This is a genomic window from Streptomyces sp. NPDC127119, from assembly GCF_042677425.1.
Classification (GTDB): Bacteria; Actinomycetota; Actinomycetes; order Streptomycetales; family Streptomycetaceae; genus Streptomyces.
This window is the reverse complement of sequence record NZ_JBHXTO010000036.1, coordinates 25,318-50,829: the sequence shown is the minus strand read 5'-3', so window position 1 is coordinate 50,829 and position 25,512 is coordinate 25,318. Positions and strand designations below refer to the sequence as shown.

The following is a 25,512-nucleotide window of genomic DNA, read 5'->3' as shown; positions in this document are numbered from 1 at the left end:
GGACACCAGCTGAGCCCTGGGCTGCCCGTACGTCGAAAGAGACCCTGCGTCCGGAACGGCCCCGAAGGCGCCGCCGCCCCGGTCACCGCCGCCGAGGACGACTTGTGCGGTGTGCCCATCGCGGTACTGCTGCTCGCGGCCGTGGGGATGTCGACGTGCACGCGACCTCGTAGGCTCTCCCCGGGTTGCGAACGTCAGATCGCGTTGTGGCCCTCGCAGCCTTCTTGACCGTCATGCCCGACCGGGGGAGTACAGCCGACATGGCCCGCTACATGGAAACGCTCACCATCGAGCGCGGTGGTTTTCGGATCAAGGTGCCGGAGTCGTGGTGGGAGTTCGACGTGCGGCCCGAGTCGCGGGGCGACTCGATCCGGCGCATGGTCGACGAACGCGTGCGGCAGCAGCCGGAGGTGCGCAAGTACAAGGACACGTACACCGCCTTCCTGCAGAAGGCCGCGGCGGACGCCTGGAAGTCGGGCGCGCTGTACTGCGGCTGCATGGCCGAGAGCTTCGGCGGTGACGTCCCGATCACCGGGTCGATCACGGTCTCCCTCGTCGGCGGCCGTACGAAGGACGGTGAGCCCCTCTCCACCGACCCGCAGGTCATGGCGGCCCAGCTCGCCGTGCGCGAGGCCAAGAAGGAGGGCGACGCGTGGCGCAAGGTGACCACGGTCGACATCCCGGACGTCGGCCCGGCCGCGCGGACGTACGGCATCGAGGACATCCCCGTACCCGATGACGCCCTCAAGCGCACCATCCGCGCCGTGCTGATGCAAACGTTCATCCCCGTCCCGGGCCAGGAGGGCAAGGTCGCGCTCGTCGCCGGGAGCAGCCAGGTGCTCGACCTCGCCGACTCCTTCTTCGACATCTTCGACGCGATCACGTCGACGTTCCGCTTCGCGGAGTAGGGCGACCTCCGGCCGGCCTCGTGACCTTTTCACCGAACGCCCGTACCAAGTAACTTCACTTGTGCGTACGTGTGGTTGACGGGGTTGGCGTGACGGGGGTTGCGGCGTGGCGGGGTATCGGCCGACGGACTGGCATGTGCTGGATCTGGACAAGGATCCGACGCCTGGGGATCCGGTCCGGGTGAAGTCCCTTGCCAAGATCCTGCATGACTTCGCAGACGACGTGCAGGACGCTCTGCGGCTCGTCAAAGGCATGGCGGACGAGGATGCCGTCCTGGCGATGGTGGGCAAGACGGCCGATGTGTTCCGGGATGAGTTTTCCGGGGTGCCGAAGAATCTCAAGAAGCTGAAGAAGTCGTACGACCTGGCGGGGGATGCGCTGGCGGCGTACTGGCCCGAGTTGGAGCGGGCGCAGACGCTGGCCGACAAGGCGCTCGTCAAGGGGCGGGAGGCGCAGGCCGATCTCTCGTCTGCCAAGTCCAAGTTGTCGTCGGCTGATTCGTGGGTGACGCGGGCGAACAAGGAAGCCGACAAGTACAAGGATGATCCCGGTTCGGCGGGTAAGGACGTGCCGAAGCCGGATGAGGCGAAGGTGCGGGCCGCCACCCGGGATGCCCAGAGTGCCAAGGACGCCCACACCGCCGCCCAATCTGACGTGACTTCCGCGCAGAGTGCGTTGGACGCGGCGAAGAAGATGGCCGCGGATGCCCGTCAGATGCGTGAGGACGCGGCGGGGGAGGCGAAGCGCAAGCTGGACGATGCTTCGGACGCGGGGATTCAGAACCGTAAGTGGTACGAAGAAGTCGGGGACTGGTTCGTCGACAACTGGGACACCATCGTCGCCGTCTGCAAGGTCGTCGTGGCGGTTCTGGGCATTATCGCCATGATTATCGGTGGGCCGATCCTGGGGGCGATCGTGCTGATCGCCGCGCTGATCGTGCTTGCCGACACCCTCAATAAATATATGAAGGGGCAGGCATCTCTCTGGGATGTCGCCTTCGCCGCCCTTGACTGCATACCCGGGATGAAGGGGCTGACCACCCTCGGCGGACTCGCCAAGGGGCTCAAGGGGCTCGGGAAAATAGGCCTCAAGGGCATGGCTCAAGGGCTGCGTGGGCTCGGTAAAAGCGCCCGTTCGATGCTCGGAAGATCAAAAGATTCCTTCGCACGGTTCAAGACCAAGGTTCGCAATGGCCTGAGCGACCCCATTGACATGGCTACGGGAGTGATGTTCCTCCCGCAGACCGATGTCGAACTGCCCGGCGCCCTGCCGCTCGTCTTTCAGCGGCGGGTTCAGTCCGACTACCGCGCGGGATGGTGGTTCGGGCCGTCGTGGTCCTCGACCATGGACGAACACCTTGAGATCGATGAGCTGGGCGTCATCTTCGTCTGTGCGGACGGCCAGTTGTTGTCCTATCCGCATCCGGAGGGGCCGGAAGTCCCGGTGCTTCCGGAAGCGGGACCGCGCTGGCCGCTCGCCCGCCTGGAGAACGGCGGATACGAGGTGAGCGACCCGCTGACCGGAATCACGTCGATCTTCGACAGGCCGGCCGCCGACGGATGCTCCCAACTGCGCAGGACGAGCGACCGCAACGGGCAGACCCTGCATTTCGAGTACGACGATCACGGTCTGCCGACCGGCATCAGGTCATCCGGCGGCTACCACCTGAAACTGACCACGGAAGACGGTCGTATCACCGTCCTCACGCTCGCAGGGGGTGCGGAGGACGGATCGGACGCACTCGTCAAACGCTTTGGTTATGTGGACGGGAACCTCACTGAGATTCACGGATCCACAGGGCTGCAATTGCGTTTCGAGTACGACGACAGGCTGCGCATCGTCTCGTGGATCGACTCGAACGACAGTCACTACAGGTATGTCTATGACGAGGAGGATCGCTGTATCGCGGAAGGCGGTGAGGCAGGTGACTTCACTCTTTCTCTCGAATACGGCGGAACGGATCCCGCGTTCCCCGGAATGCATGTCACCACGGCGGTCACACCCGAAGGACAGGTCTCCAAGCACGTCATCAACGGTGCCTACCAGGTCGTCGCGGAGATCGATCCCAACGGCGCGGTGACGCGAACCGAGTACGACCGGTACCACCATGTGACCGCTCGGACGGACGCGTTGGGGAACACCTTGCGGATCGACAACGACGAGTACGGTCTGCCCGTGCGAGTCGTGCGTCCCGACGGCTACGAGACCTCTGTCGAGTACAACGAGCTGAATCTCCCGGTCACGCTTTTCCAGGAGGACGGAACGGTCGTCAGGCACACCTATGACGAGCGGGGCAACCACCTGTCGGTGACGGACGAGTCGGGCGCCGCGACAACCTTCGCGTACGACGATTCCGGTTTCCTGACATCAGCGACGGACTCCGCGGGGAACACTCTCCGCGTTCGGAACAGTCCGGCCGGACTTCCGCTGGAAACGGTGGACCCCGCAGGCGGGATCACGCGTTACCGGTACGACGCCTTCGGGCGCATGAGCACGGTGCTCGACCCTGTCGGCGCCGAGACCATGCTCTGGTGGTCGGTGGAGGGGCAGCTCCTGCGCAGGGTGGGACCGACGGGCGCCGAGGAGACATGGACGTACGACGGTGAGGGGAACTGTCTCAGCCACACCGACGAGGAAGGCCGTGTCTCCCACCACGAGTACACCCACTTCGACATGGTGTCCGCAGAGACCCGACCGGACGGATCGCGGTACGAGTTCGAGCACAACGCGGCGCTGCAACTGACGAAGGTGGTCAACCCCCAGGGTCTCGTGTGGCGCTACGAGTACGACCCGGCCGGACAGGTGACGGCCGAGGTCGACTTCGACGGGCGCCGTGTGGAGTACGAACACGACCTGACGGGCCGGCTCTCGGCGCGCGTCAACGCCGTCGGCCAGCGGGTCACCTACGCGTACGACGCGCTCGACTGGCTCACCGCGAAGGACGTCGACGGGCAGACGACCCACTACGAGCACGACGTGATGGGCCGGCTGCTGCGCATGACCGGACCTTCCAGCGAAACGGAGTACCGACGGGACGAACTCGGTCGCATGATCTCCGAGTCCGTCGACGGGCGGGTCCTGTCGCGCACGTACGACCGGACGGGCCGCCCAGCCCGGCGCGTCACACCGGTCGGCGCCGCGACTACCTTCGCGTACGACGCCTCGGGACAGCTGTCGCGCATGGACTGCGCGGGGCGCGCTCTCGTCTTCGCCCACGACACCGCGGGACGTGAGACCTCAAGGACGTTCCCGGACGCAGGGCTGACACTCACCCGCCTCTGGGACCCCGCGGGCCGCATCGCGGAGCAGGCGGTGACCACAGCCGCAGGAACGTTGCTGCGTCGGGCCTACCACTACCGGGTCGACGGCCATCTCACCGGTGTCGACGTCCAACTCGACGGCATGGAAGACCAGTCGGGCGGCCACCGTCGGTTCCAGCTCGACGGCGCCGGCCGGGTGACCGGCGTACAGGCCCGTGGCTGGAACGAGAACTACGCCTACGACGCCTCCGGCAACCAGACGCGGGCCGCATGGCCGCAGGGGCACCCCGGCGCGGAGGCGCAGGGCGAGCGGGCCTACGAGGGCAACAGACTCGTCCGGGCCGGCGCGGTGCACTACGTCTACGACGCCGCCGGGCGGATCGTCGTACGCCGCAAGGTCAGGATCTCCCGCAAGGCGGACGTCTGGCACTACACCTGGGACGCGGAGGACCGCCTCACCTCCGTGACGACCCCCGACGGCACCGTGTGGCGCTACCGCTACGACCCGTTCGGCCGGCGCACGGCCAAGCAGCGGCTGTCCCCGGACGGCACGACGGTGGCTGAGGAGATCCGCTTCACCTGGGACGGTGCGACCTTGGTGGAACAAGTCGCGACCGGACCCGACCTGCCCGGTCCGATAGCGACAACATGGGACTACGACGGTCTTCATCCCGTGGGCCAGACCGATCGGCGAATCGATTCTCTGAGTCAGAACGAGATCGACTCCCGGTTCTTCTCGATCGTCACCGATCTCGTCGGAACTCCGACCGAACTGATCGGTGAGCAGGGGGAAGTCGCCTGGCGGGCACGAGCCACGCTCTGGGGGACCACGGCCTGGAACCGCGATGCCACGGCGTACACGCCGCTGCGCTTCCCCGGCCAGTACTTCGACCCCGAGACGGGACTGCACTACAACCACCAGCGTCACTACGACCCGGAGACCGCGCGCTATGTCAGCCCCGACCCCCTGGGGCTCGAACCGGCTCCCAACCCCTTCGCCTACGTGGCCAATCCGCTGCAGGGGTACGACCCGCTGGGGCTGGCCCCGCGCTACGCCAACCGGCCCGACCGCTACGGCTGGGGCGGCAGCGTCAGATACGGACGCACGGACCACCTCGGACGCCCCACGGGAATTTCCGCGAGCGTCCGCCGCGAAATGGTGATCCAGCAGGGCTCGGAGGCGGGAAGCATGTGGACCAAGGGATGGCGAGGGCAGGGAACTCTCTTCAACGAAGCGCGAGGACACCTGCTGGCCAACACCCTCGGAGGTGCGGGAAAGGGGCCGAACGCGCCTCACAATCTCGTGACCCTGACGCAGAATCCCACGAACCACCCCCATATGTACGAGATGTTCGAGAAGCCCGTGGCCGACGCCGCCCGCAGGGGCGAAATAGTTCAGTACAACGTGACGCCGATCTACGGGGGAACGAATCCGATCCCGATCCGGTTGGAATTCTCCGCCTTCGGCAACAGAGGGTTCTCGCTCAGCGGTTTCCTCGACAACCCCGCTTCCGGAGTGCGCACGGCGTGATATTCCGGCGCCCTGAGGTGAAGTCACCCGCACTCTCGCGCGTTGGTTACGCTGCCATGAGTGGACCCGAGGAGGAATATGACCCGCACGACGCCGGAACGGCCCCTGGACATCGAGGCAGTCATCCCCGAGCTGTCCGGCTACCGCGGCACCGGGACACGGCTGCACCCCCGCCCGGGGGTTCCCGTCCGGGAGGGAAGTTCGGTCGGCGGGCCCCTTCTGTGGCCCGCCGACGAGCCGTGGCCCACCTGCACGGTGCCGCACAAGCGGCGTTTCGGCGATCGTGTCAGTGATGTGCGCCTGCGCCGGAAGATCCTCGCCGAGGCGTGGAGCCGGAAGCCGGCCCCCGGACAGCCGGCCGGGCCCACCGAGGAAGAACTGCAGATCCTCGACACCCTGCGCCGTGGCCGGCACGCCCCGTGGCTCGGCGACACCGATCCCATTCCCCTGATGCCGGTCGCCCAGCTGTACGCCCGTGATGTTCCGGGACTCGGGCTTCCGGGGGACGCGGACCTGCTCCAGGTCCTCTGGTGTCCGTTCAACGCACACGGCGAGGACCGGAACGTGGACGTCCACCTGTTCCGGCGCAAGGCCGCGGACGTCACGGAAGTACTGGCCGAGCAGCCCGAACCGGAGGTCGTGGGCCGCGACGACTACGTGCCCGATCCCTGCGTGTTCCATCCCGAACAGGTGATTGAGCACCAGTACGGCGGACTTCTGCCGTTTCCTGTTCGGGCGCAGCTCGACGAATGGCAGGACTGGGAGGACGAGGACGCTGTCAGTTATCAGTTCGACCTGTCGATTCCACCCGGATGGAAAGTCGGCGGTTTCGCTTCGTGGCATGTCACCGGCCCGCAGGAAGTCGTCTGCGAGTGCGGGCAGGAGATGGATCTCCTTCTCACCGTGAGCAGCCGGGAATGGGACAGGGGAACTCGTAGCTGGGTGCCTCTGGAGGACCAGGACGTCGTCGACACAGAGGCGAACACCCCCACTTCGCTTGTGGTGGGGCGAGGCGGGTCTCTCCTTGTCTTCGTATGCCCATCGGACTCGGCCCACCCGCACCGGACCGTTCTCCAGTAGGGAGACGGCCGATGGACTCGGACGAAATGGTTGATCTGAGTGTGGAATTGAGTCGGCTGTCCGACCTTCAGCAGCTCACCGGGCAGGCCGTCGAGTCGGTTCTCGTCGGCTGTGGCTGGGTGGGGAAGCGCAGGAATCCGGCGAAGGGCTGGGCGACCACCTTGAGCCGTGATGACGCCGCCGCGTGGATTCAGGGTGACGGGCCGTCCGTGGAAGTGGAGTTCACGCTCTGGTACCGCGAGGTCGACGAGGAGCGGCTTGACCTCGATGCGTACATGGACGAGTTGTACGACGCCGCTGTCGCCGAACTGTCGCCCGCCGTGGAGCGGCTGCTTTCCGGAGCACTCGGGCCCCGTCTCGCAGCCTCCGACGAGGATCTGACCGGCGGCGCGGACTTCATCGAGCACTCTGCGTGGAGGGTCGCGGACAAGGTCGTGCTGGCCGGAGTGAAGCAGGACGACACGGACACCCCGGTGCAACTGGTCGTCGTGCTGAGCGAATACGGCACGGACGAGGGAGCCGACGACGAGGGCGAATGGCTTTGAGGCCATTGCCGCACCTGCCGCACCTGCCGCGAGTGCTGCTGCCGTGACTGTCACCGATGAGTGGATCAGTGGATGGGCCGGGCGCATGGACGCGCTGTGCTCGACCTTCATGGAGCGGTTCGCGTCCGAGTTCGGCTACCCGCCGGACGAGAACCGCGTGACCCGCGCCGCGAGTCCCGCCACCGTGGAGGACCTACCCGATGATCTGGTCACCTTCTACCGTCGCGTGGAGCAGGTCAGCTTTCCGGACGTGGGCGCGGGCTTCTTCGTACACCCGGAAGGGCGGACCGTGGCCGGGATGCGTGGCGGCCTTCCGACGCGGATCGCCGGCTCTCGGGAGGACTCCGTCGTCGTCTTCGGGTCCGACGGCGGAGGGGCGTTGTTCGCGCTGAGTGCCACCGACGGGTCGACCGTGTACCGGCTGCCCCCTTCGAGGGTCGAGGGAGACGTCTACACGGCAGGAGCTGTCCCGCCCGAGGTCGTCGCCTCGGATCTGGCGGGCTTTCTGTCGCTTCTCGAACGCGAACTGGCGGCCATGATCTAGGTCCTGCCCGCGGTGTCCTGGTCGTCACCCCGCTCCCGCGCAGCCTCCTCCTCCAGCAACCCCCTCAGCGGCGGCGAGAGTTCCGGCACGGGTGTGCCCGTCGACTGGGCGGCGGTGAGGGATTGTACGTACTCCAGGGCTGCACCCCGCAGGCGTTGGCGTTCGCGGCCCCGGTTCGCTCCTGCCAGCCAGGTCGTCAGTGCGAGTGTGGTGGCGAGGGCGGCGGCCAGGTAGCCGGCGGGGTTCGTCTCCGAGTACGCCCAGGCCGCGCCGCCGATCGCCGCGAGCAGCAGGAGGCAGCCCGTCTCGTCGTGCCAGCCGCCCTGGTCCGCCATCGCCTCGTACGCCGTGACCGCCGCGGGCTTCGTGGGCACCGGAGGGGTGTCCGGCACCGAGACCGGCGGTGTCACCCTTTCGGCTGGTTGGGCGGACGGCGCCTCCGTGGGCAACGGCTCCACCTCCCCGTACACCGGAATCGGTACCGTCTCCCGGTCCCCGTTCAGCGGGCGGCCCACCAGCCAGCGTGGGACGTGTGTCACCGGGACGCCGTGTGCTCGCGCCAGGCCCAGGACGTGGCGGTAGCCCGTCAGTCTCGGGTGCAGCAGTTCGCGCTTCCAGCGGCGTCGTACGTAGGTCAGGCATGCCACGGCCGTCACGAGCAGGGGGCCCGCCGGGGCGTACGCCAGCTCCGGGCGGCCGTCGAAGGCCGGTACCGCCGAGCCGATGAACGGCCATACGACAGCCGCTACCAGGGCCAGCGCGCCCAGCCACATCAGAGGGCCGTGTTCCGCTGCGGCCACCGTGCGCCGGTGGTGCTCCAGCAGGGCCGCCGTGGCCGCGTCGTCCGTGTAGTCGAAGTCGATGCCGGGGCGGGTGCCGACGTCGCGTACGGAGGCGAGGAGCCTGGGGTCCGTGGACAGGGCCGCACCACTCACGGGCAGAAGTCCCGTCACCGCACACCAACTCCCCGTCACCGGCGGCCGTCCGCCGTCCGTCCATGCCGCCAACCCATGGCTGAAGATCGTCCCACGGCCCCCGTACGCCTCCCGTGAGCATGTCGTGCAGGGACGATGGACACAGCGTGACCGGGGCCCGGCGGGGCGGGGGCGGATGATTCGCTGGTGCACAGCGGCGGTCCGGGCCGCGACCCCGTGCGCGGCACCTTCCGTGACCTGGAACCGAACCCCCTGCATTGCGCGTGGATAACGTCGTGGTGTGTGAGGTTCGCGGTCGTGGTCGTGCCTTGAGGGCCTTATGTGCTGCTGATACGGTGCGGTGACTTGACACTCGTTCCGGCCATGGCTATTCGGCAGCGTTTCGACGGTTATCCGACCAGGTCGGGCGGTACGCCCGGTGCGGGCCCAGTGCTCGAAGTGCGTCAAGTGTGCCAAGTGTCCTGAATGACGAAAACCTTCTTGGGCGTACGGGGAGCGGTTGCGTGAAGATCCAAGAGCGTACGGGGGCGGGCAACAACCGTTCCTCCGCGCCGGTTCAGCCGACGATGGGGGAGCGCCTTCCCTCGCCGCCTCGCGAGCGCAAACCGGCACTGGCCGCGCTCGCGGTGCTGCTGATCCTCGTGGGTGCGCTCGGGGCGACCATGCTCGTACTGCGCGCCGGTGACCGTATCGAGGTCATCAAGGTGACCGGTGACGTCCAGGCCGGTGAGTCCGTCGGGAACAGGGTCGAATCGGTGCTGGTCGCCGGAGACTCCGGGGTCAACTACATCGAGTGGAACCAGCTGAAGACCCTCAAGAAGCTCAAGGCCAAGTCCACGATCTACGCGGGCACCCTCGTCATCGGCCAGATGTTCGGCACCGAGGCCAGCGTCCCGGACGGCAAGGCCGTCGTCGGTCTCTCCCTCAAGGAGGGGCAGTACCCGGAGGGCATCGAGGTCGGTGACCTCGTGGCCGCCTACCAGGTCGGCAACAACGCCTCCTCGAACTCCGGCTCGGACGACAAGACGGGGACCGGGGCCACCGGTTCCACGGGCTCCGCCGACGCCCCGATCGTCGAGGACGCCCGCGTCACCAAGGTGCCGAGCGGCAGCGGCGACAGCACCATCAGCAGCACCAACCAGCGCGTCACCGTGACCGTCGACGAGAGCGACGCCGCCGCGCTGACCCGCGCCGCCGCGGCGAACGCGGTCGCCCTCGTCAAGGTTCCCGGCAACTAGCGGCGGAGAGTCACACACACCATGGCCCTCATCGCCCTCGCCGCGGACAAAGGCTCCCCCGGCGTCACCACGACCGCCGTCGCCCTCGCGGCGGTCTGGCCGCGCCGCGTGCTGCTCGCCGAGACCGACCCGGCCGGCGGCGACCTCGTGTACCGCAGTGCCGCGGCGCACGGCGGACCGCTGAACCCCAACACCGGCATGCTGTCCATAGCCGCCACGGCCCGCCGCGGCCTCGTACCGGACCAGATCTGGGACCACGTACAGCCGTTGAGCGGTGGGCTCGACGTCCTCGTCGGGCTCGCGCACGCCGAGCAGGCGGCCGGGCTCGCCGGTCTGTGGCCCACCCTCGGCCGCGCCTTCGCGCAGCTCGCCGACTCCGAGCACACGCCCGCCGACGTCATCGCGGACTGCGGACGGATCAGCGGGGAGTCCCCGGCCGTCGAGATGTTCGCGCAGGCCGCACTCGTCCTGCTGGTGTCGCGCACCGAACCGGAGGCCATCGCGCGCGTCCGCGACCGGGCCGCCGCGCTCACCACCAAGCTGCACGGCGGACCGCGTGGCGCGGGAGCGCTCGGCACGCCCCTCATCGGCGTCGTGCTGATCACCGACCCGGGCGACTCCGCGAAGATCGTCCGCCAGGTCGACGACATGCTGATGGCCTCGCAGACCGGCGCCCGCGTGGTCGGCACGATCGCCGCGGACCCCACGGGCGCCGACCAGTTGGCCGGCCGCAGGCGCGGACGGCTCGACAAGTCGCTGCTCATCCGCTCGGCGCGCAAGGTGACCTCGGACCTCTACCAGCAGTTCGGCGCGGCCTGGTCCGTACCGACGGCAGGCGGGCCCGGCGGTCCTGGTGGCCCCGGTGGCCCGGGCGGTCGGCCGACCGCCGGAGCCGGCCGATGACCGTGGCTGACACGCACAGGGCGACGGGGGACGGCCGATGACCGCTGTCGACCATCAGCTCGTCAAGCGGTTCCGGCAGGACGCCGGTGACCGGATCGCCGAGCAGCGCCGCCTCGACCAGGTCTCCGGCGTCACGCCGATGTCCAACGAGGACGAGCGGCAGTACGCCCGCGCGGTCATCGCCCAGATCCTGGAGGACTACGCCCGTACGGAGATCAACTCCGGGCGTACGCCGCTGGACGCCGAGACGGAGGAGCAGTACGCGGCCGCCGTGCACGCCGCGCTCTTCGGGGTCGGCCGCCTGCAGCCCCTGCTGGACAACCCCGACGTCGAGAACATCGACATCAACGGGTACGACCAGGTCTTCGTCGGCTACGCCAACGGCGAGGAGGTCAGGGCCGATCCGGTCGCCGAGACCGACGAGGAACTGATCGAGCTGATCCAGATCCTCGGCGCGTACTCGGGTCTGTCCTCCCGGCCCTTCGACTCCGCGAACCCGCAGCTCGACCTGCGGCTGCCGGACGGTTCGCGACTGTCCGCCGTCATGGACGTCACCCGCAGACCCGCGCTGTCCATCCGCCGTGCCCGCATGGGCAAGGTCTTCATGTCGGACCTCGTCGGCAACGGCACGCTCACCCCCGAGGTCGGGCACTTCCTGGCCTGCGCGGTCCGGGCCCGCAAGAACATCATGATCGCGGGCGCCACCAACGCCGGAAAGACGACGCTCCTGCGCGCGCTCGCCAACGAGATCCCCCCGCAGGAACGCCTCATCACCGTCGAACGCGCCCTGGAACTGGGCCTCGACACCTTCGCCGATCTGCACCCGAACGTCGTCGCGTTCGAGGAGCGGCTGCCCAACTCCGAGGGCCAGGGCATGATCTCCATGGCCGAACTGGTCCGGCGGTCACTGCGTATGAACCCCTCGCGCGTCATCGTCGGCGAGGTCCTCGGCGACGAGATCGTGACCATGCTGAACGCGATGTCGCAGGGCAACGACGGTTCGCTGTCCACGATCCACGCCAACAGCTCCCACGAGGTGTTCAACCGCATCTCCACGTACGCGCTCCAGGCCACCGAACGCCTGCCCATCGAGGCCAGCCAGATGCTCGTCGCGGGCGCCGTGAACTTCGTCGTCTTCGTCCAGCGGCGCAACAACTTCGAGTCGGGCGGCCGGCTCCAGCGCGTGGTCACCTCCATCCGCGAGGTCAACGGCGTCGACGGCCGCGTCCTGTCCAGCGAGGTGTTCGCCGAGACACCGGACGGCCGGGTCCTGCCGCACGCGCCGATCTCCTGCCTCGAAGACCTGATCCAGTACGGCTATCGCCTGCCCGGCGGGAACTGGGGGTGACCTGATCATGCAAGAACCGACCATGACACCGGCCATGACCACGGGGCGGCCGGGCATGACGCTGGCCGCTCTCGACTCGCTCGGCTCCATGGGCGGGCTGTTCTCCACGACGGTCCTGTACGCGCTCGCGTGCGGGATCGCGGTGGGCGGCGGCCTCGCCCTGCTCGCCGCCGCGGTCCGCGGCCTGCCCGCCAAGCCCGAGCACGAGAAGCAGAAGGCGAGCGAACGGGCCTCCGAACTCGTACGGTTCGCCGGCCGGCGCGGTTCGATCGCCGCCATCGCCGGCATCGTCGTCCTGCTCCTCACCCGCTGGGCCGTCGCCGGCATCGCGACCGCCGTCCTCGTCTTCTTCTGGGACAAGCTCTTCGGCGGCGCCTCCGAGGAGAAGGCCGCCATGAAGCGCGTGGAGGCCCTCGCCTCCTGGACCGAGTCGCTGCGCGACACCATCGCGGGCGCCGTCGGCCTCGAACAGGCCATCCCCGCCTCCGCCCGCGCCTCCGCGCCCGTCCTGCGCCCGCACCTCGACGCCCTCGTCGACCGGCTGCGCTCCCGTACGCCGCTGCCCGAAGCCCTGCAGCAGCTCGCCGACGAGATCGACGACGCGTCCGCCGACATCATCGTGGCCGCGCTCATCCTCAACGCGCGGCTGCGCGGCCCGGGTCTGCGCCAGGTTCTCGGCGCGCTCGCCAAGTCGGCGCGCGAAGAGGTCGACATGCGCCAGCGCGTGATGGCCCAGCGCGCCTCGACCCGCCGCTCGGTGCAGATCGTCGTGGCCGTGTCGATCGCCTTCGTGCTCGGCCTGTCCATCTTCAACCGCGAGTTCGTCGAGCCGTACGGAACGGCCGTCGGCCAGCTCGTACTCGCGTGTGTCTGCGGTCTGTTCGCGCTCGGTTTCTGGTGGCTGCGCAAGCTGTCGACCATCGAGACGCCCGAGCGGTTCCTGGTGCGGGACGAGTCGGCGGTCCAGTTCGTCCGCCCCCGTACCGCTCCGGGGTCCCCGGCACCGGCCCACGCACCGTCCCCGCAGCAGTCGCTGCCGCTGTCGTCGCCGGAGGAGGGGGTACGCCGATGAACTCGACCCTGACCCTGCCCGTCCTGGTCGGTGCCGTCCTGGGCCTGGGCATCTACGTCCTGGTCCGGGCCCTGATGCCCGCCAAGCGCAGCGCGGTCGCCCAGGTCGCCCGCATCGACGCGATGAGGGCACGGGGAGCGGCGTACGAGTCCGCGCACCGCACCTCGGACGCCGACGGCGGACGGCTCGGCAGCGTACGGGCCCGGGTCGGGCAGCGCGTCGCCGAGCTGTACCTGCAGCAGGGCTGGGAACAGCGCTCGCTGCGGGCCGACCTGGCGGTGCTCGACCGCAGCTGGGAGAACTTCCTCGCGACGAAGGTGCTGCTGGGAGCCGCGGGGGTGTTCTTCGGGCCGCTCATGTTCGCGGTGGTCTGGACGCTCGGCTTCGGCCGCAGCCCCGCCATCCCGGTCTGGCTGGCCCTGCTCTTCGCCGTCGTCTTCTTCTTCCTGCCGGACCTCGAAGTGCGGCGGGACGCGGCCGAGAAGCGGCGCGACCTGAGGCGCGTGATCGGCGCGTACCTCGACCTGGTGTCCATGAGCCTGGCGGGCGGCCGGGGTCTGCCCGAGGCGCTCATGGCGGCGGCCGAGGTCTCCGACGGCTGGGCCACGCAGCGCATCCGCAACGCGCTCGCCGACGCCCGGATCACCGGCATCAGCCAGTGGCAGGCCCTCGGGTCGCTGGGGGAGGAGATCGGCGTCGAGGAGCTGAAGGACCTGTCGGCCTCCCTGGCGCTGGTCGCGGACGACGGCGCGAAGGTGCGCGAGTCGCTCGCCTCGCGCGCCGAGACGATGCGGCACCGCGAACTCGCCGAGATCGAGGGCAGCGCGGGCGAGAAGTCGCAGTCGATGCTCGTGGCGCAGCTGCTGCTCTGCGCCGGTTTCCTGGTCTTCCTGATCTTCCCGGCGGCGATGCGCGTGTTCCAGGTCTGAGCCCGGCAACCGCTTCCGCGACAACTGCATCCGTGAACTGCCCCGCACTGTCTTGAACTGTTTCGAGAGGACAACTCACCATGAACGGACGGAACTACAGCACCGGGATCCCGGGGGTGGACTTCCTGATCACCTTCCTCCAGGGCCGGGTGCAGCGCGCCCGCTCCGGCGAACTCGACCGCGGTGCGTCCGCGGTGGAGTGGGTCATCATCTCGGCGGTCGTCGTGGCGATCGTCGGTGTGGTCGCCGCGATCATCAACGCCGCGCTCAGCGACGGCGCCAACAAGGTCGGCGACTGCATCAAGGGCGCGGACGCGGGCAGCACCTGCTGATCGGGCCGGCCCTGGGGAAAAGGGCCGGCTCCGCGGCTTCCGCAGCCGCTTTCTCCCTCTCACGTACACGGGGTTGCTGGTGAGCGCACGACGCCTGGTCCGCTGGGTACGCCGCCGGGTGGAGGCCGCCTCCGCCCGGGGCGACTCCGGCATGACCGCGATCGAGTTCGTGCTGCTCACGCCGGTCCTCTTCTTCATGATCTTCGCGACCGTGCAGTTCGCGCTGTACTTCTTCGCCGACCACGTGGCGCAGGCGGCGGCCCAGGCCGGTGCGCGCAAGGCCCGTGCCACGGCGGACGAGTCACCGGGCGCGTGGCGCGGCGAGGCGCGGGACGTCGTGGACAGCTACATCGCGCAGCTCGGACCGCAGCTGGTGCTCGGACCGGACGTGAAGACGCTTCAGCCGGACCCGGACTCGGTCGGGGTGGAGATCACGGCGAAGGTGCCGTCGGTGTTCCCCGGGCTGGATCTGACCGTGCACGCGCAGTCGGTGGGGCCGGTGGAGCGGTTCGTCGAGGATGACGGGAACTAGATGCGCGCAGTGGTGAGGCGACTGCTTTCGCGCGGCGCCGACCTCGGTGACCGGGGGCTGTCCACCGTGGAGGTGGTGATCCTCGCTCCGGTGATGATCCTCTTCATCCTGGTGCTGGTGGCCTTCGGGCAACTGGTGGACGGGCGCGGGGCACTGGACGGGGCGGCCAGGGACGCGGCCCGCTCCGGTTCGCTCCAGCGCGACCAGGGTTCCGCGATGGCGGAGGCGCAGAAGGCCGCGGACGCCGATCTGGCGGACGTCTGCGCCGGTCCGGTGACAGTGACCAAGACCAGCGCCGGTTTCGAGGACGCGGACCTCTTCACGGTGGAGGTCAGCTGCGAGGTGCGGGGGCTGGCGATGCTGGGCCTGGACGTGCCGACCCGCCTCGATGCGTCGTTCACCTCGCCGCTGGATCCCTTCAAGAGGAAGGCGTGACCGTGCGCGTGAAGGACACCTTGGGCGCGTGGGCGGCGGCGCGGCGCGAGCGCCTCGACGACCGGGGGTCGGGGGCCGGCGCGGTGATCATCTTCGCGCTCGTGTTCCTGTCCCTGTCGGCGTTCGTCATCGACGGCGGCCTGTCCATCTCCAAGCGCGAACGGGCCGCCGACATCGCGGAACAGGCCGCCCGTTACGCGGCCCAGGACGTCGACCTCGACGCGCTGTACGAGAACCAGGGCGGCGGCGCCCCGATCCTCTTCGAGAACTGCGGCGCCCGCGTGAAGGCCTTCGCCCAGGAGATGGGCATGACGGGCGCCGACATAGCCGCCACGAACTGCGTCGCCGCGAACGCCGACCAGGTGGAGGTCGAGGTCCAGCTCACCTACTCACCGGTCTTCACCGGCATGTTCTACGGGGGCGACGTGACGGTCCGGGGGCGGGCCGTGGCGGAGAACGAGGTGGGGTGACCCGACGGAGGGTGCCCGCCGGGCCGGCGGGCGTCGCCCCGAGGGCGGCTACTCGCCGCCGTCCTTCTTCCCGCCCCTGCCGCCCTTGTCGTCGGACTTCACACCCTCGGAGACCTGCTTCGCCAGGTCGTCGTCGAGCTTCTTGAACTCGCGCACGATCGCCTCGGACATCTGGGCCAGGGCGTCGAGCTGCTGGTTGATGTCCTCGCGGCCGTCCTCCCAGTTGGACTCGAAGTCCTCCAGCTTGTCGTAGACGCCGCCGTCGCCGATGTCGTCCTTGTAGGACTCGAAGAGCTTCTTGGTGTGGTTCATCCGCGTCTTGATGTCACGCAGCCGGGTGCCGTAGTCCTCCAGCTCACTGAGCGGCAGCGCGAGGTCGGGCTTTCCCATGAGCGATCCCCCTGTCGTGTCCGTGCCTCGGCTGTCGTGTCCGTGCCTCGGCGACATGCGTCTGTGCACCGTCTGACGCCTGCGCACGATCTGACGCCTGTGCACGAGGTGATGCCCGTGCACGATCCGACTATACGAAGCGGAGGCGCACCGGCTCCGGGGGATTGTGTGGGGATCGTGAGGGGTGCACCCGTGGCAGGTGCGAAGCCGTACCGATTCGGGTGGTGTCGGGCAGCCGGCCGACCGGGCGAATCGGGCTTAGGTCGCAGATGGTGGCGAACCCGTCGGGGTGGAGGCTCGCCCCCTCTCCTTACCCTTCGACAGGCTCAATGCGATCTAAGTAGGCTCAGCACACCCCCGTTCTCCCTCCCTTCCCACACGACATCAGGACACCCGCCATGGCGCGACGTACCACTTCCAACCCGCCGGGAAGCTCGCCGGGTCCGAGGAATCGGACGCCGCAGCCCCTGCCCCGGCGCAGCCGCACGGTGGGGGACTTCGTCAAGGCGTTCCTCGCCTTCGTCGCCCTGCTCGTGCTGCTCGTCGGCGTGCCCGGCGCGCTCGCCGTCCAGATCGGCTGGCCGCTGCCCTCGGGGGCGCCGACGACGGAGTGGCTCCAGCAGGAGATCACCGTCGACACGTTCATCAACGTGCTGACCGTGGTCGTCTGGCTGGCGTGGGCCCAGTTCACGGCCTGCGTGCTCGTCGAGATGAAGGCCGCGCTGTCCGGTGTCGGACTGCCCAACCGCGTGCCCGGGGCCGGCCCGAGCCAGCTCCTCGCACGCCAGCTCGTCGCCGCGCTGCTGCTGGTCGGCGCCGCCGCCGCGAGCTTCACACCGGGTCTTTCGCAGCTGGGCCAGCAGTTGGAGGGCAACCAGCGGCCCGCCGTCGCCGCGGCGGCCCAGCAGACCCCGGGCGGGCTGCTGGCACAGCAGCAGGCGCAGACCGCCGCGAGCGCCGCCGCACTGGCCGAGCAGGCCGCCGACGCCGCCGCGCACGCGGAGGGCGGGGGCGCCCGCGCGTCCGAGGACGCCACGAAGTTCTACCGGATCCAGCCGCCCGAGGGCCGCCACCACGACTCCCTCTGGGAGGTCGCGGAGCGCCACCTCGGTGACGGACGCCGGTACAAGGAGATCTACCAGCTCAACAAGGACCGTGCGCAGCCCGACGGTTCGAAGCTCTCCGAGGCCAGCCTCATCCGGCCCGGCTGGATCATGGAGATGCCCGGTGACGCCCGCGGCGGCGAACTGGTCGAGATGCCCGACGAGGCCCCGAAGGTCTCGCCGGACGTCCAGCGGCAGATCTCCGACTACGCCAGGACGGGTGGCGCGCAGGAGCAGGGCGGGCAGGGTGCGGGACAGGAGGGGGCGGGCCGGCAGGGCGGCGGGTCCGGTGCGCAGGACCGCGACACCGCGCACATCAGCCTTCCCGAGCAGCGTCCCGGTCAGGGGGCCGCGCAGGGCGGGCAGGAGCATGCCGCACCCGCCGCCGGTGAGGGCAGCGGGTTCGGGCTGCCGCAGGCCCTCCTCGGCGCGCCCCTTCTCGCCGCGGGTCTCCTCGGCGCCCTCGGCCGGCGCCGCCGCCAGGCGCTGTGGCAGTCCGCGCTCGGTGCCGTCGGCGGGCGCCGCGGCATGGAGCCGCCCACGCCCACCGGTGCCGCCGCCGACGCGCAGGACGCGCTGCTGGTGGGGGCCGACCCCGAGGGCGTACGCCTGCTGGACCGGTCGTTGCGCGGGCTCGCCGCCTCGCTGGCGGGGGAGTCCCGTCCGCTGCCGACCGTGTACGCGGCCTGGATGGGCGGCAACGGCGATCTGCACCTCCAGCTCGCCCAGCCGGCCGGTCGGCCGCCCGCGCCGTGGCAGCTCGGGCAGGACCAGACGTTCTGGATGCTGGCCCGCGCCGACGCCGAGCGGTACGAGGAGGTGGACACGGCTGCCCCGTACCCCGGGCTCGTCAGCCTCGGCTCGATGGACGACTCGCGGCTCCTGCTCAACCTGGAGTCGGTGCCCGGCATCGTCTCGCTGAGCGGCCGCGAGCAGGACCGTGCGGGCGTCTTCGCCTCCGTGGCAGCCGAGCTGGCGACCAACGGCTGGTCCGACCGCATGACCATCACCCTCGTCGGCTTCGGCGAGGACCTGACGCCGCTCGCCCCCAACCGGCTCCGCCACCTCGACGACATCGAGGCGCTCGTGGAGACCATGGAGGCCGAGACGCGGCAGCGGCGCGGCGCACTGGGTGCGGCCGGTCACGACTCGGTGCTCACCGGGCGTACGGGCCCTGCCCAGCACACCCGTTGGGCCCCACACCTCGTGCTGCTCGCCGCCGAACCGTCCGCCGAGGACGCCGTCAAGCTCGCCGAACTCGCCGCCGACGCCAGCCGGCTGGGCATCGGCTACCTCGTCGGCACCCGGTCGGGCGACCTGCCCGGCGCCGCCTGGGAGATGGAGATCACCAGCGAGGGCAAGCTCCTCGCACCGCTCCTCGGCCTCGAACTCGACGCGCAGCTCCTGCCGGTGTCCCAGCAGCGGGCCGTCGTCGAGCTGTTCACCGACGCCGACCCCGAGCGCGACGACGACCGCCCGGCCACCGCGCCGCCGTTCCTCGTCGACATCAGCGAGCAGGGGCGTCCCGCGGTGTACGCGCGGCTCGTCGGACCGTACGAGATCATCGGGCTCGACACACCGGACGGTGAGCGCAGCCCGCTGCTCCACGAGGCGCTGGCGCTGCTGCTCCTGCACCGCGAGGGCGTGCACCCGCGGGTGCTGTCCTCCGCGCTCTGGCCGCGCGGGGTCACCGACGACGTTCGGGACGCGCTCGTCGAGCGGCTGCGCGCCTGGCTCGGCGCCGACCCCGACGGCACTCCGCGGCTCGCCGCCGACGCGACCGGGCGGCTCAAGCTCGCCAAGTCCGTGGTGTCCGACCTGGACGTCCTGCGCTCGCTCTACCACGAGGCCACCCAGGGCCGGGGCGCCGGCAGCCGTGCGGTGCGCGGCCGGCTGCTCACCGACGCGCTGGTGCTCGTACGGGGTCCGCTGCTGGCCGAGCGGCCCGAGGGGCGGTACGGCTGGCTCACCCACGAGATCATCGACGCCCAACTGCCGCTGCTGGTCGCGGACATCGGCCTCGCCCTCTCCGCGTTCCACCTGGAGAAGGACCGCGCCGAGAAGGCGATCGAGGCGCTGGACGCGGCGCTGGGCTCCGCGCCCGGCGACGAGCGGCTGTGGCACGAGCTGCTGCGGGCCACGCACGCGACCGGCGACAGCGACCGGCTGAAGCGGCGCGCGGCGGACCTCGTCGCCCGCAGCGGCGCGCGCGGGCTGCCGCCGCGGACCGAGGCACTCCTCGACGAACTGCTGCCGACCTGGCGCAGCGGCGTCGCCGCCGCGGGATGAACGGCCTCGCGCCGGTCGACCTGTTGGTGATCGTCGGCGCCGTCCTGTGGGGCGGCGCCGCCGGTCTGTTCGTGCCCCGCCCCGCGTACCGCTTCTCCGTCGACCCCGACGAGCCGTGGGCGGACCGGTGTCCCGAGGGGCATCCCGTCGCCGGACGGTTCGGCGGCTGGGTCGGCCTCGCCCGCTGCCGGGAGTGCGGCGGGCGCGCCTACGGTCCCGGCACCCTCCCCGTCGCCCTCGCCACCGCGCTCGTGTGCGGTGCCCTCGCCGCGGCCACCGGCACCCGGCCCGAGCTGGCCGTCTGGCTGCTGCTCGCGCCCCTCGGCGTACTCCTCGCCGTCGTGGACTTCCGCGTCCAGCGCCTGCCGGACGCACTGACGCTGCCCCTCGCGGGCGCCGCCCTGGTCCTGCTCGGGGGCGCCTGGGCCGCCCCCGAGCACGCGGGCTACTGGCCGACCGCGCTGTACGGCTCCCTCGCCCTCGGCGGCGGCTACTTCGTCCTCTTCCTCATCAGCCCCGACGGCATGGGCTTCGGCGATGTGAAACTCGCCCTCGGCCTCGGTGCCGTCCTCGGCTGGTACGGCTGGGGGACGGTGCTGCTCGGCACGTTCGCGGGGTTCCTGTTCGGCGGCCTGTACGGGATGGGGCTGGTCGTCGCCCGCCGGGCCGGACGCAGGACGTCCATCCCCTTCGGCCCCTTCCTGATCGCGGGCGCTTTCATGGGCCTGCTCATCGGGGCCTTCGCCGCCTGATCCGGGCCCCTCCCGGGTGTACACCGCCTGACGTCGGATGATCGTTCGGGCTGGCGTACGCTGGATCAGTCCGTCCACCCGTCTCCCACCACCACCCTTATGTCGAAGCGCTTCGCGCCTTTCCTGATTCCCCTATGAAAGGGACCGCTCCGGTGACCGAGAAGGCCGACCTCCAGTCCGTCCTCGACCGTGCCGCCGAGGGTGGGCGGATCACCCCGGAAGAGGCGCTCGACCTCTACCGCGACGCCCCGCTGCACGCGCTCGGCTCCGCCGCCGACGCCGTACGCCGCCGCCGGTACGCCGGTACGGAGCACATCGCGACGTACATCATCGAGCGGAACATCAACTACACGAACGTCTGCGTCACGGCGTGCAAGTTCTGCGCGTTCTACGCCCCGCCGAAGGCCAAGGACAAGGGCTGGACGCGCGACCTCGACGACATCCTGCGCCGCTGCGCGGAGACCGTCGAGCTGGGCGGCACGCAGATCATGTTCCAGGGCGGGCACCACCCGGACTTCGGTGTCGAGTACTACGAGGAGCACTTCTCCGCGATCAAGGCCGCGTACCCGCAGCTCGTCATCCACAGCCTGGGGGCGAGCGAGGTCGAGCACATGGCCCGCATCTCCAAGGTCAGCGCCGAGGAGGCGATCCGGCGCATTCACGCCGCCGGGCTCGACTCCTTCGCCGGCGCCGGTGCCGAACTGCTGCCCGCGCGGCCCCGCAAGGCCATCGCCCCGCTCAAGGAGAGCGGCGAGCGCTGGCTGGAGATCATGGAGATCGCGCACAACCTGGGCGTGGAGTCCACGTCCACCATGCTCATGGGCACCGGCGAGACCAACGCCGAGCGCATCGAGCACCTGCGGATGATCCGTGACGTACAGGACCGGACGGGCGGCTTCCGCGCCTTCATCCCGTACACGTACCAGCCCGAGAACAACCACCTCAAGGGCCGTACGCAGGCCACGCTCTTCGAGTACCTGCGGATCATCGCCATCGCGCGGCTGTTCATGGACAACGTGGCCCACATCCAGGGTTCCTGGCTCACCACCGGCAAGGAGGTCGGCCAGCTGTCGCTGCACTACGGCGCGGACGACCTCGGCTCGATCATGCTGGAGGAGAACGTCGTCTCCTCCGCCGGTGCCAAGCACCGCTCCAACCGCATGGAGATCATCGACCTGATCCGCAAGGCGGGACGGGTGCCGGCGCAGCGGGCGACGACGTACGAGCACCTCGTCGTCCACGACGACCCGGCGAACGACCCCGTCGACGACCGGGTCCAGTCGCACATCTCGTCGACCGCGATCGAGGGCGGGACCGCCCACCCCGAGCTGAAGCTGCTCGCCTCCAACTAGGCCTGTGGCGGAGGGGGTTCGGGCCGGTGGCGCTGACCATTCACGCGGCGGACGAACTGCGGCACAGCTGGGACGACTCCGGCCCCGGCTCCGTTGAGCGCGGGGCCGTTGCGGTGGACGGGGACCGGGTCGCCGCGACGGGCGTCCTGGCGGAGCTGCGGGAGCGGTATCCGGATGCCCGGGTGCGGGTGTGGCCCGGGGTGCTCGGGCCCGGCCTGATGCATCGGGGACCGATCCCGGACGCACCGACGCCTCGCGAACGCGTTCACGCCCTGCTGAAGTCGGGGGCGGTGGCCGTGCTGGCCGAGTACGCGGACACGGCCGGGTTGCGGGCTGCTGCGGCGCGCACTGACGTGGTCGTGCTGACCGATGCCGTGCCGCGCGTGATCCGGCCGACGGGCCGGGCCGATCTCGCCGTGTTCGGCGAGGACGGCGTGTGCGTGGCTACGGTGTGCGCGGGGCGGCTTGTGCATCGTCGCCGTTAGCACGGCTGCTGCACTCGGCTCCGCCGGGCCGGTGGGTTTTCGGGTGCGGGTGCGTCGTGGCCGGTCGCGCAGTTCCCCGCGCCCCTAAAAGCACAAAGACTGCGCCGTTCCCCGCGCCCCTGACGGCGAAAGGCCGAAGACTGCGCCGTTCCCCGCGCCCCTAGGCGGTCTCTGCCGGCGGGGTGAAGAAGTTGATGAGGTTGCCGTCCGGGTCTCGGAGCAGGAGTGAGCGGTTGCCCCAGGGCATCGTCGTGGGCTCCGTCACGAAGTCGGTGACGTACTCGGTCAGGTTCTTGTGGACGGCGTCCACGTCGTCGACCAGGAACTCGGTGATCACGCTGTGGTTCTCCGCCGGGCGGGCCGAGCCCGGGGCGAACAGCGGAACCGTGCGGGTGCTCGCGATGGCGAGGGTGGCGTTCGGGGTGCCGAGTTCGGCGAAGTCGTCGTTGGCCCAGGCCGCTGTCAGCCCCGTGACCCGCTCGTAGAACGTGACGAGCCGGGCGACATCGCCGGTGATGATGCGGATCGAGACGAAGTTCATGGGGTCTCCTCGGGTGCGCTGCCCGGCTGCCGGGTTCGGCTGCCGTGTCCCGCAGGCTAGGACAGATAGAGGACAGTTCCGGTCCGGTATCGGCGTTAGGCTGCGAACATGCCCAAACCCGCCGGCCGCGTACTGACCCTCCTGGAGCTGCTGCAGTCCGGCGGCACCCGGACCGTGGCCGAACTGGCCGAGCGGCTCGGCGTCGACGGACGGACCGTGCGGCGGTACGTGGGTCAGCTGATCGACCTCGACGTGCCGGTGGAGTCGGTGCGCGGCCGGTACGGCGGCTACCGGCTGGGCCCCGGATACCGTCTCCCGCCGCTCATGCTCAGCGACGACGAGGCGCTGGCCGTGCTGCTCGGCCTGGTCGCCGGCCGGCGGACCGGGCTGGTGACGGCGGGGCACACGGCGAGCGAGACGGCGTCGGCGAAGATCCGCCGGGTGCTGCCCAAGCAGGTGGCCCGCCGGCTCGACGTACTCCTGGACTCGCTGGCCTTCACGGATCAGCCCGGTGGGTTCGACACCCCGGACGCCGACGTCCTGCTCACCCTCGCCGACGCGGTGAGCCACTGCCGGCCGGTCGCGATGAGATACACCGGCGGCGACGGCCGGCGCAGCGAACGCACGCTGCACGCCTACGGGATCGTCGCCCACGCGGGCCGCTGGTACGTCACCGGGCAGGACGCGGGGAGCGGTGAGGACCGTACGTTCCGGCTCGACCGCATCGCGGACGCGCGGACGCTGCCCGGGTCGTTCGAACCACCCGAGGGACTCGACCCGGCCCAGCGGGTGGTGACGGGCTTCGCGACGGCCGAGTACCGCTACGAGGTGGCCCTGCGGATCCAGGGCACGGTCGAGCAGATCCGTGCCCGCCTTCCCGCGAGCGTCGCCACCCTGGAGGGGGCCGACGAGGGCTGGCTGCGCGTCCGGCTCCGGGCGGAGCACCTCGACTGGCTGCCCCCGGTCCTGGCCTCCCTCGACCGCCCGTTCGTCGTCGAGACCCCCGAAGAACTACGCACCCTGACCACCGCGTTCGCCACCCGCCTGACGTCCTACGCCAACCACCCCTGACCCAAGGGGCGCAGTCCTGAAGGGGCGCGGGGAACGGCGCAGTCTTTGTGCTTTCGCCGTCAGGGGCGCGGGGAACGGCGCACATCGGTTGTCTTTCAGGGGCGCGGGGAACTGCGCGACCAGCCACAGCGAACCCGCACCCGAAGAACCACGCCCAGCCACCCCAGCCGCCCCAAAAACCCCAGGTTCACCCCGAGAACGCCTCGGCGAACGCCCCCGCCTCCTGCTCCACCCCGCTGCAATTCGTCGCCGCGTCGTCCGAGGAGGCGTCGTCCCCTTCACACCGCTGGTCCCGGAACGCCGACCACATCGACACCCACGCAACCCCCTTCTCCTCCGCGAACGCCCGCACCTCCGCCGCGTCCGCCAGGGAGAACGTCTCGTTGTCCACGTCGTTCACCCCCAGCATCGACGTCAGGGCGAGCCCCTTCCACGCCCCGGAGTCCGACAGCCCGAAGACCTTCTCCAACTGGTCGTGGGCCGCCTGCGCCGACGTCTTCGCGTAGTCGCCCATGTCCTCGTCGTACGAACTGCCGTAGTTCATGGTCATGATGTTGACCGTGGAGACCACGACGCCGTTGTCGTTGGCGGACTCCAGCAGCGCCACGCTGTCGTCGTCGAGCCCGGACGGCATGACGGGCAGCGTGAAGGTCACCGACAGGTCCGCGCGCTCCTTCTGCAGCAGCGCGATCGCCTCGGAGCGCAGCGCCACCGCGTCGGAGTCGGCCAACTGCGTCCCCTCGACGTCGAAGTCCGCCTCCGTCGCCCCGGCCGCGTCGAGCGCCTTCCCGTACGCGGCGGCCAGCGCCGACGCGCTGTCACAGGTCGAGGCCAGCTCCTTCCCGGACGCCCCGCCGAAGGAGACCCGCACGGCCGAGCCCGACTCCGTCAGCGCCGAGATACGGGATTTCACCGCCGAGTCGCCGATCGCGGTCGTCCCGTTCCAGGAAGGCGTACAGGCGCTGCCGTCCGCGATGACGAAGGCGAGGTTGTACGCCGAGGGGGAGCCGGCCGAGTCGTTGTCGGAGGCGGTGGTGGCGCTGACGTACGGGGCGTAGGCGGTGTCCGAGGTGTCGCCGGACGCGCTCTTGGAGGGTGACGCGCCGCTCTGCGGGCGGCTCGTGGAATCCGGGCCGGAGGAGTCGTCCGTCCCCGAGGAACACCCCGCGGTGGCCAGGGCGATGACACAGGCGAGCCCGGCAGCCGGCTTCAGGAAAGTCCTCATCGCGCGTGCTCCCACTCTCGTGATTCTCGTCTCAGGATGGAAACAAACCGCGTTTCCGAAGTGAAAATGTCTCACGGACGGCCCCGCTCCACGAAGGCGGCATATTCAGGGGAACCGCACGGAAACCGCCCGGCAAACAGGGCTAACCGGACATGTATATGGGGACATTGGGCATCTTCTCGGCGTTCGCCGCCCTGTCCGGCGAACAAGGATTCTCTCAGGGAAAAGACAGACTCGGTCG

23 protein-coding genes are annotated in these 25,512 nt (G+C 70.0%); 19 read left to right on the top strand and 4 right to left on the bottom strand.

The features are described 5' to 3' along the window. Positions 1–260: 260 nt before the first annotated feature. The 5 genes from ACFVH5_RS18300 (at position 261) to ACFVH5_RS18280 (ending at position 7,869) form a co-directional block, all read left to right on the top strand. Positions 261–908, top strand: a complete 648-nt coding sequence (locus tag ACFVH5_RS18300; RefSeq protein WP_384806073.1) for a hypothetical protein — start codon at positions 261–263, stop codon at positions 906–908. 181 nt (positions 909–1,089) lie between these two features. Beyond that, the gene (locus tag ACFVH5_RS18295) at positions 1,090–5,700 is read left to right on the top strand and encodes an RHS repeat-associated core domain-containing protein (protein ID WP_385834695.1); all 4,611 of its coding nucleotides are present in this window, start codon (positions 1,090–1,092) and stop codon (positions 5,698–5,700) included. A 78-nt stretch (positions 5,701–5,778) separates the two neighbouring features. Then, a complete protein-coding gene (locus ACFVH5_RS18290; RefSeq protein WP_385834694.1) occupies positions 5,779–6,780 on the top strand; it encodes a hypothetical protein in 1,002 nt (333 codons plus the stop codon). 11 nt (positions 6,781–6,791) lie between these two features. Beyond that, positions 6,792–7,325 carry a hypothetical protein gene (locus ACFVH5_RS18285; RefSeq protein ID WP_385834693.1) on the top strand — a complete coding sequence of 178 codons (534 nt, stop codon included), beginning with the start codon at positions 6,792–6,794 and terminating at the stop codon, positions 7,323–7,325. Between the two features lie 43 nt (positions 7,326–7,368). Further along, positions 7,369–7,869: a hypothetical protein gene (locus ACFVH5_RS18280; protein ID WP_385834692.1), complete on the top strand. Its 501-nt coding sequence runs from the start codon at positions 7,369–7,371 to the stop codon at positions 7,867–7,869. Here ACFVH5_RS18280 and ACFVH5_RS18275 read toward each other — a convergent pair. Then, entirely contained in the window at positions 7,866–8,822 is a 957-nt protein-coding gene (locus ACFVH5_RS18275; RefSeq protein WP_385834691.1) for a hypothetical protein, read from the bottom strand. The two genes, ACFVH5_RS18280 and ACFVH5_RS18275, sit on opposite strands and share 4 nt — an antisense overlap. A gap of 485 nt (positions 8,823–9,307) precedes the next feature. Here ACFVH5_RS18275 and ACFVH5_RS18270 point away from each other — a divergent pair, with 485 nt between their 5' ends. The 9 genes from ACFVH5_RS18270 (at position 9,308) to ACFVH5_RS18230 (ending at position 16,063) form a co-directional block, all read left to right on the top strand. Continuing rightward, positions 9,308–10,042, top strand: a complete 735-nt coding sequence (locus tag ACFVH5_RS18270; RefSeq protein WP_385834690.1) for a hypothetical protein — start codon at positions 9,308–9,310, stop codon at positions 10,040–10,042. 21 nt (positions 10,043–10,063) lie between these two features. Continuing rightward, entirely contained in the window at positions 10,064–10,945 is an 882-nt protein-coding gene (locus ACFVH5_RS18265; RefSeq protein ID WP_385834689.1) for a hypothetical protein, read from the top strand. A 37-nt stretch (positions 10,946–10,982) separates the two neighbouring features. Beyond that, positions 10,983–12,293: a CpaF family protein gene (locus tag ACFVH5_RS18260; RefSeq protein ID WP_107020899.1), complete on the top strand. Its 1,311-nt coding sequence runs from the start codon at positions 10,983–10,985 to the stop codon at positions 12,291–12,293. An 88-nt stretch (positions 12,294–12,381) separates the two neighbouring features. After that, positions 12,382–13,365, top strand: a complete 984-nt coding sequence (locus tag ACFVH5_RS18255; RefSeq protein ID WP_385834720.1) for a type II secretion system F family protein — start codon at positions 12,382–12,384, stop codon at positions 13,363–13,365. Beyond that, the gene (locus tag ACFVH5_RS18250; RefSeq protein WP_385834688.1) at positions 13,362–14,294 is read left to right on the top strand and encodes a type II secretion system F family protein; all 933 of its coding nucleotides are present in this window, start codon (positions 13,362–13,364) and stop codon (positions 14,292–14,294) included. The genes ACFVH5_RS18255 and ACFVH5_RS18250 overlap by 4 nt, the downstream gene beginning before the upstream one ends. A gap of 80 nt (positions 14,295–14,374) precedes the next feature. Then, complete coding sequence (locus tag ACFVH5_RS18245) at positions 14,375–14,626, top strand: hypothetical protein (RefSeq protein ID WP_055509289.1); 252 nt, start codon at positions 14,375–14,377, stop codon at positions 14,624–14,626. A 151-nt stretch (positions 14,627–14,777) separates the two neighbouring features. Then, positions 14,778–15,158, top strand: coding sequence for a TadE family protein (locus tag ACFVH5_RS18240; RefSeq protein WP_385834719.1), 381 nt, complete (start codon positions 14,778–14,780; stop codon positions 15,156–15,158). Next, positions 15,159–15,593 carry a TadE/TadG family type IV pilus assembly protein gene (locus ACFVH5_RS18235; protein WP_385834687.1) on the top strand — a complete coding sequence of 145 codons (435 nt, stop codon included), beginning with the start codon at positions 15,159–15,161 and terminating at the stop codon, positions 15,591–15,593. Beyond that, positions 15,590–16,063, top strand: coding sequence for a pilus assembly protein TadG-related protein (locus ACFVH5_RS18230; RefSeq protein ID WP_385834686.1), 474 nt, complete (start codon positions 15,590–15,592; stop codon positions 16,061–16,063). The genes ACFVH5_RS18235 and ACFVH5_RS18230 overlap by 4 nt, the downstream gene beginning before the upstream one ends. Positions 16,064–16,111: 48 nt before the next feature. On the opposite strand, the gene ACFVH5_RS18225 is transcribed toward ACFVH5_RS18230, so the two are convergent. Then, positions 16,112–16,453: a hypothetical protein gene (locus ACFVH5_RS18225; protein WP_385834685.1), complete on the bottom strand. Its 342-nt coding sequence runs from the start codon at positions 16,451–16,453 to the stop codon at positions 16,112–16,114. A gap of 398 nt (positions 16,454–16,851) precedes the next feature. Between ACFVH5_RS18225 and ACFVH5_RS18220 the strand changes: the two genes are divergently transcribed. The 4 genes from ACFVH5_RS18220 (at position 16,852) to ACFVH5_RS18205 (ending at position 22,434) form a co-directional block, all read left to right on the top strand. Then, entirely contained in the window at positions 16,852–19,845 is a 2,994-nt protein-coding gene (locus ACFVH5_RS18220) for a BTAD domain-containing putative transcriptional regulator (protein ID WP_385834684.1), read from the top strand. Next, a complete protein-coding gene (locus tag ACFVH5_RS18215; protein ID WP_385834682.1) occupies positions 19,842–20,597 on the top strand; it encodes a prepilin peptidase in 756 nt (251 codons plus the stop codon). Before ACFVH5_RS18220 ends, ACFVH5_RS18215 begins: the two co-directional genes overlap by 4 nt. Positions 20,598–20,749: 152 nt before the next feature. Further along, positions 20,750–21,949, top strand: coding sequence for a cyclic dehypoxanthinyl futalosine synthase (gene mqnC / locus ACFVH5_RS18210; protein ID WP_384806238.1), 1,200 nt, complete (start codon positions 20,750–20,752; stop codon positions 21,947–21,949). A gap of 26 nt (positions 21,950–21,975) precedes the next feature. Continuing rightward, positions 21,976–22,434 (top strand): hypothetical protein, encoded by a 459-nt coding sequence (locus ACFVH5_RS18205; protein WP_385834681.1) that lies wholly within the window; start codon positions 21,976–21,978, stop codon positions 22,432–22,434. A gap of 160 nt (positions 22,435–22,594) precedes the next feature. Here ACFVH5_RS18205 and ACFVH5_RS18200 read toward each other — a convergent pair whose 3' ends face one another. Beyond that, a complete protein-coding gene (locus ACFVH5_RS18200) occupies positions 22,595–22,975 on the bottom strand; it encodes a VOC family protein (RefSeq protein WP_385834680.1) in 381 nt (126 codons plus the stop codon). 108 nt (positions 22,976–23,083) lie between these two features. On the opposite strand from ACFVH5_RS18200, the gene ACFVH5_RS18195 reads away from it, so the two are divergent. After that, entirely contained in the window at positions 23,084–24,046 is a 963-nt protein-coding gene (locus tag ACFVH5_RS18195; RefSeq protein ID WP_385834679.1) for a helix-turn-helix transcriptional regulator, read from the top strand. 187 nt (positions 24,047–24,233) lie between these two features. Here ACFVH5_RS18195 and ACFVH5_RS18190 read toward each other — a convergent pair whose 3' ends face one another. Next, positions 24,234–25,271: a chitinase gene (locus ACFVH5_RS18190; protein WP_385834677.1), complete on the bottom strand. Its 1,038-nt coding sequence runs from the start codon at positions 25,269–25,271 to the stop codon at positions 24,234–24,236. Positions 25,272–25,512 lie beyond the last annotated feature (241 nt).

Bases quoted from the DNA above. Each gene is read 5' to 3' on its own strand.
- ACFVH5_RS18190 (WP_385834677.1), bottom strand. From the start codon at position 25,271: ATGAGGACTTTCCTGAAGCCGGCTGCCGGGCTCGCCTGTGTCATCGCC.
- ACFVH5_RS18215 (WP_385834682.1), top strand. From the start codon at position 19,842: ATGAACGGCCTCGCGCCGGTCGACCTGTTGGTGATCGTCGGCGCCGTC.
- ACFVH5_RS18285 (WP_385834693.1), top strand. From the start codon at position 6,792: ATGGACTCGGACGAAATGGTTGATCTGAGTGTGGAATTGAGTCGGCTG.
- ACFVH5_RS18220 (WP_385834684.1), top strand. From the start codon at position 16,852: ATGGCGCGACGTACCACTTCCAACCCGCCGGGAAGCTCGCCGGGTCCG.
- ACFVH5_RS18240 (WP_385834719.1), top strand. From the start codon at position 14,778: ATGACCGCGATCGAGTTCGTGCTGCTCACGCCGGTCCTCTTCTTCATG.
- ACFVH5_RS18245 (WP_055509289.1), top strand. From the start codon at position 14,375: ATGAACGGACGGAACTACAGCACCGGGATCCCGGGGGTGGACTTCCTG.
- ACFVH5_RS18235 (WP_385834687.1), top strand. From the start codon at position 15,159: ATGCGCGCAGTGGTGAGGCGACTGCTTTCGCGCGGCGCCGACCTCGGT.
- ACFVH5_RS18255 (WP_385834720.1), top strand. From the start codon at position 12,382: ATGGGCGGGCTGTTCTCCACGACGGTCCTGTACGCGCTCGCGTGCGGG.
- ACFVH5_RS18195 (WP_385834679.1), top strand. From the start codon at position 23,084: ATGCCCAAACCCGCCGGCCGCGTACTGACCCTCCTGGAGCTGCTGCAG.
- ACFVH5_RS18290 (WP_385834694.1), top strand. From the start codon at position 5,779: ATGACCCGCACGACGCCGGAACGGCCCCTGGACATCGAGGCAGTCATC.
- ACFVH5_RS18200 (WP_385834680.1), bottom strand. From the start codon at position 22,975: ATGAACTTCGTCTCGATCCGCATCATCACCGGCGATGTCGCCCGGCTC.
- ACFVH5_RS18260 (WP_107020899.1), top strand. From the start codon at position 10,983: ATGACCGCTGTCGACCATCAGCTCGTCAAGCGGTTCCGGCAGGACGCC.
- ACFVH5_RS18265 (WP_385834689.1), top strand. From the start codon at position 10,064: ATGGCCCTCATCGCCCTCGCCGCGGACAAAGGCTCCCCCGGCGTCACC.
- ACFVH5_RS18250 (WP_385834688.1), top strand. From the start codon at position 13,362: ATGAACTCGACCCTGACCCTGCCCGTCCTGGTCGGTGCCGTCCTGGGC.
- ACFVH5_RS18300 (WP_384806073.1), top strand. From the start codon at position 261: ATGGCCCGCTACATGGAAACGCTCACCATCGAGCGCGGTGGTTTTCGG.
- ACFVH5_RS18225 (WP_385834685.1), bottom strand. From the start codon at position 16,453: ATGGGAAAGCCCGACCTCGCGCTGCCGCTCAGTGAGCTGGAGGACTAC.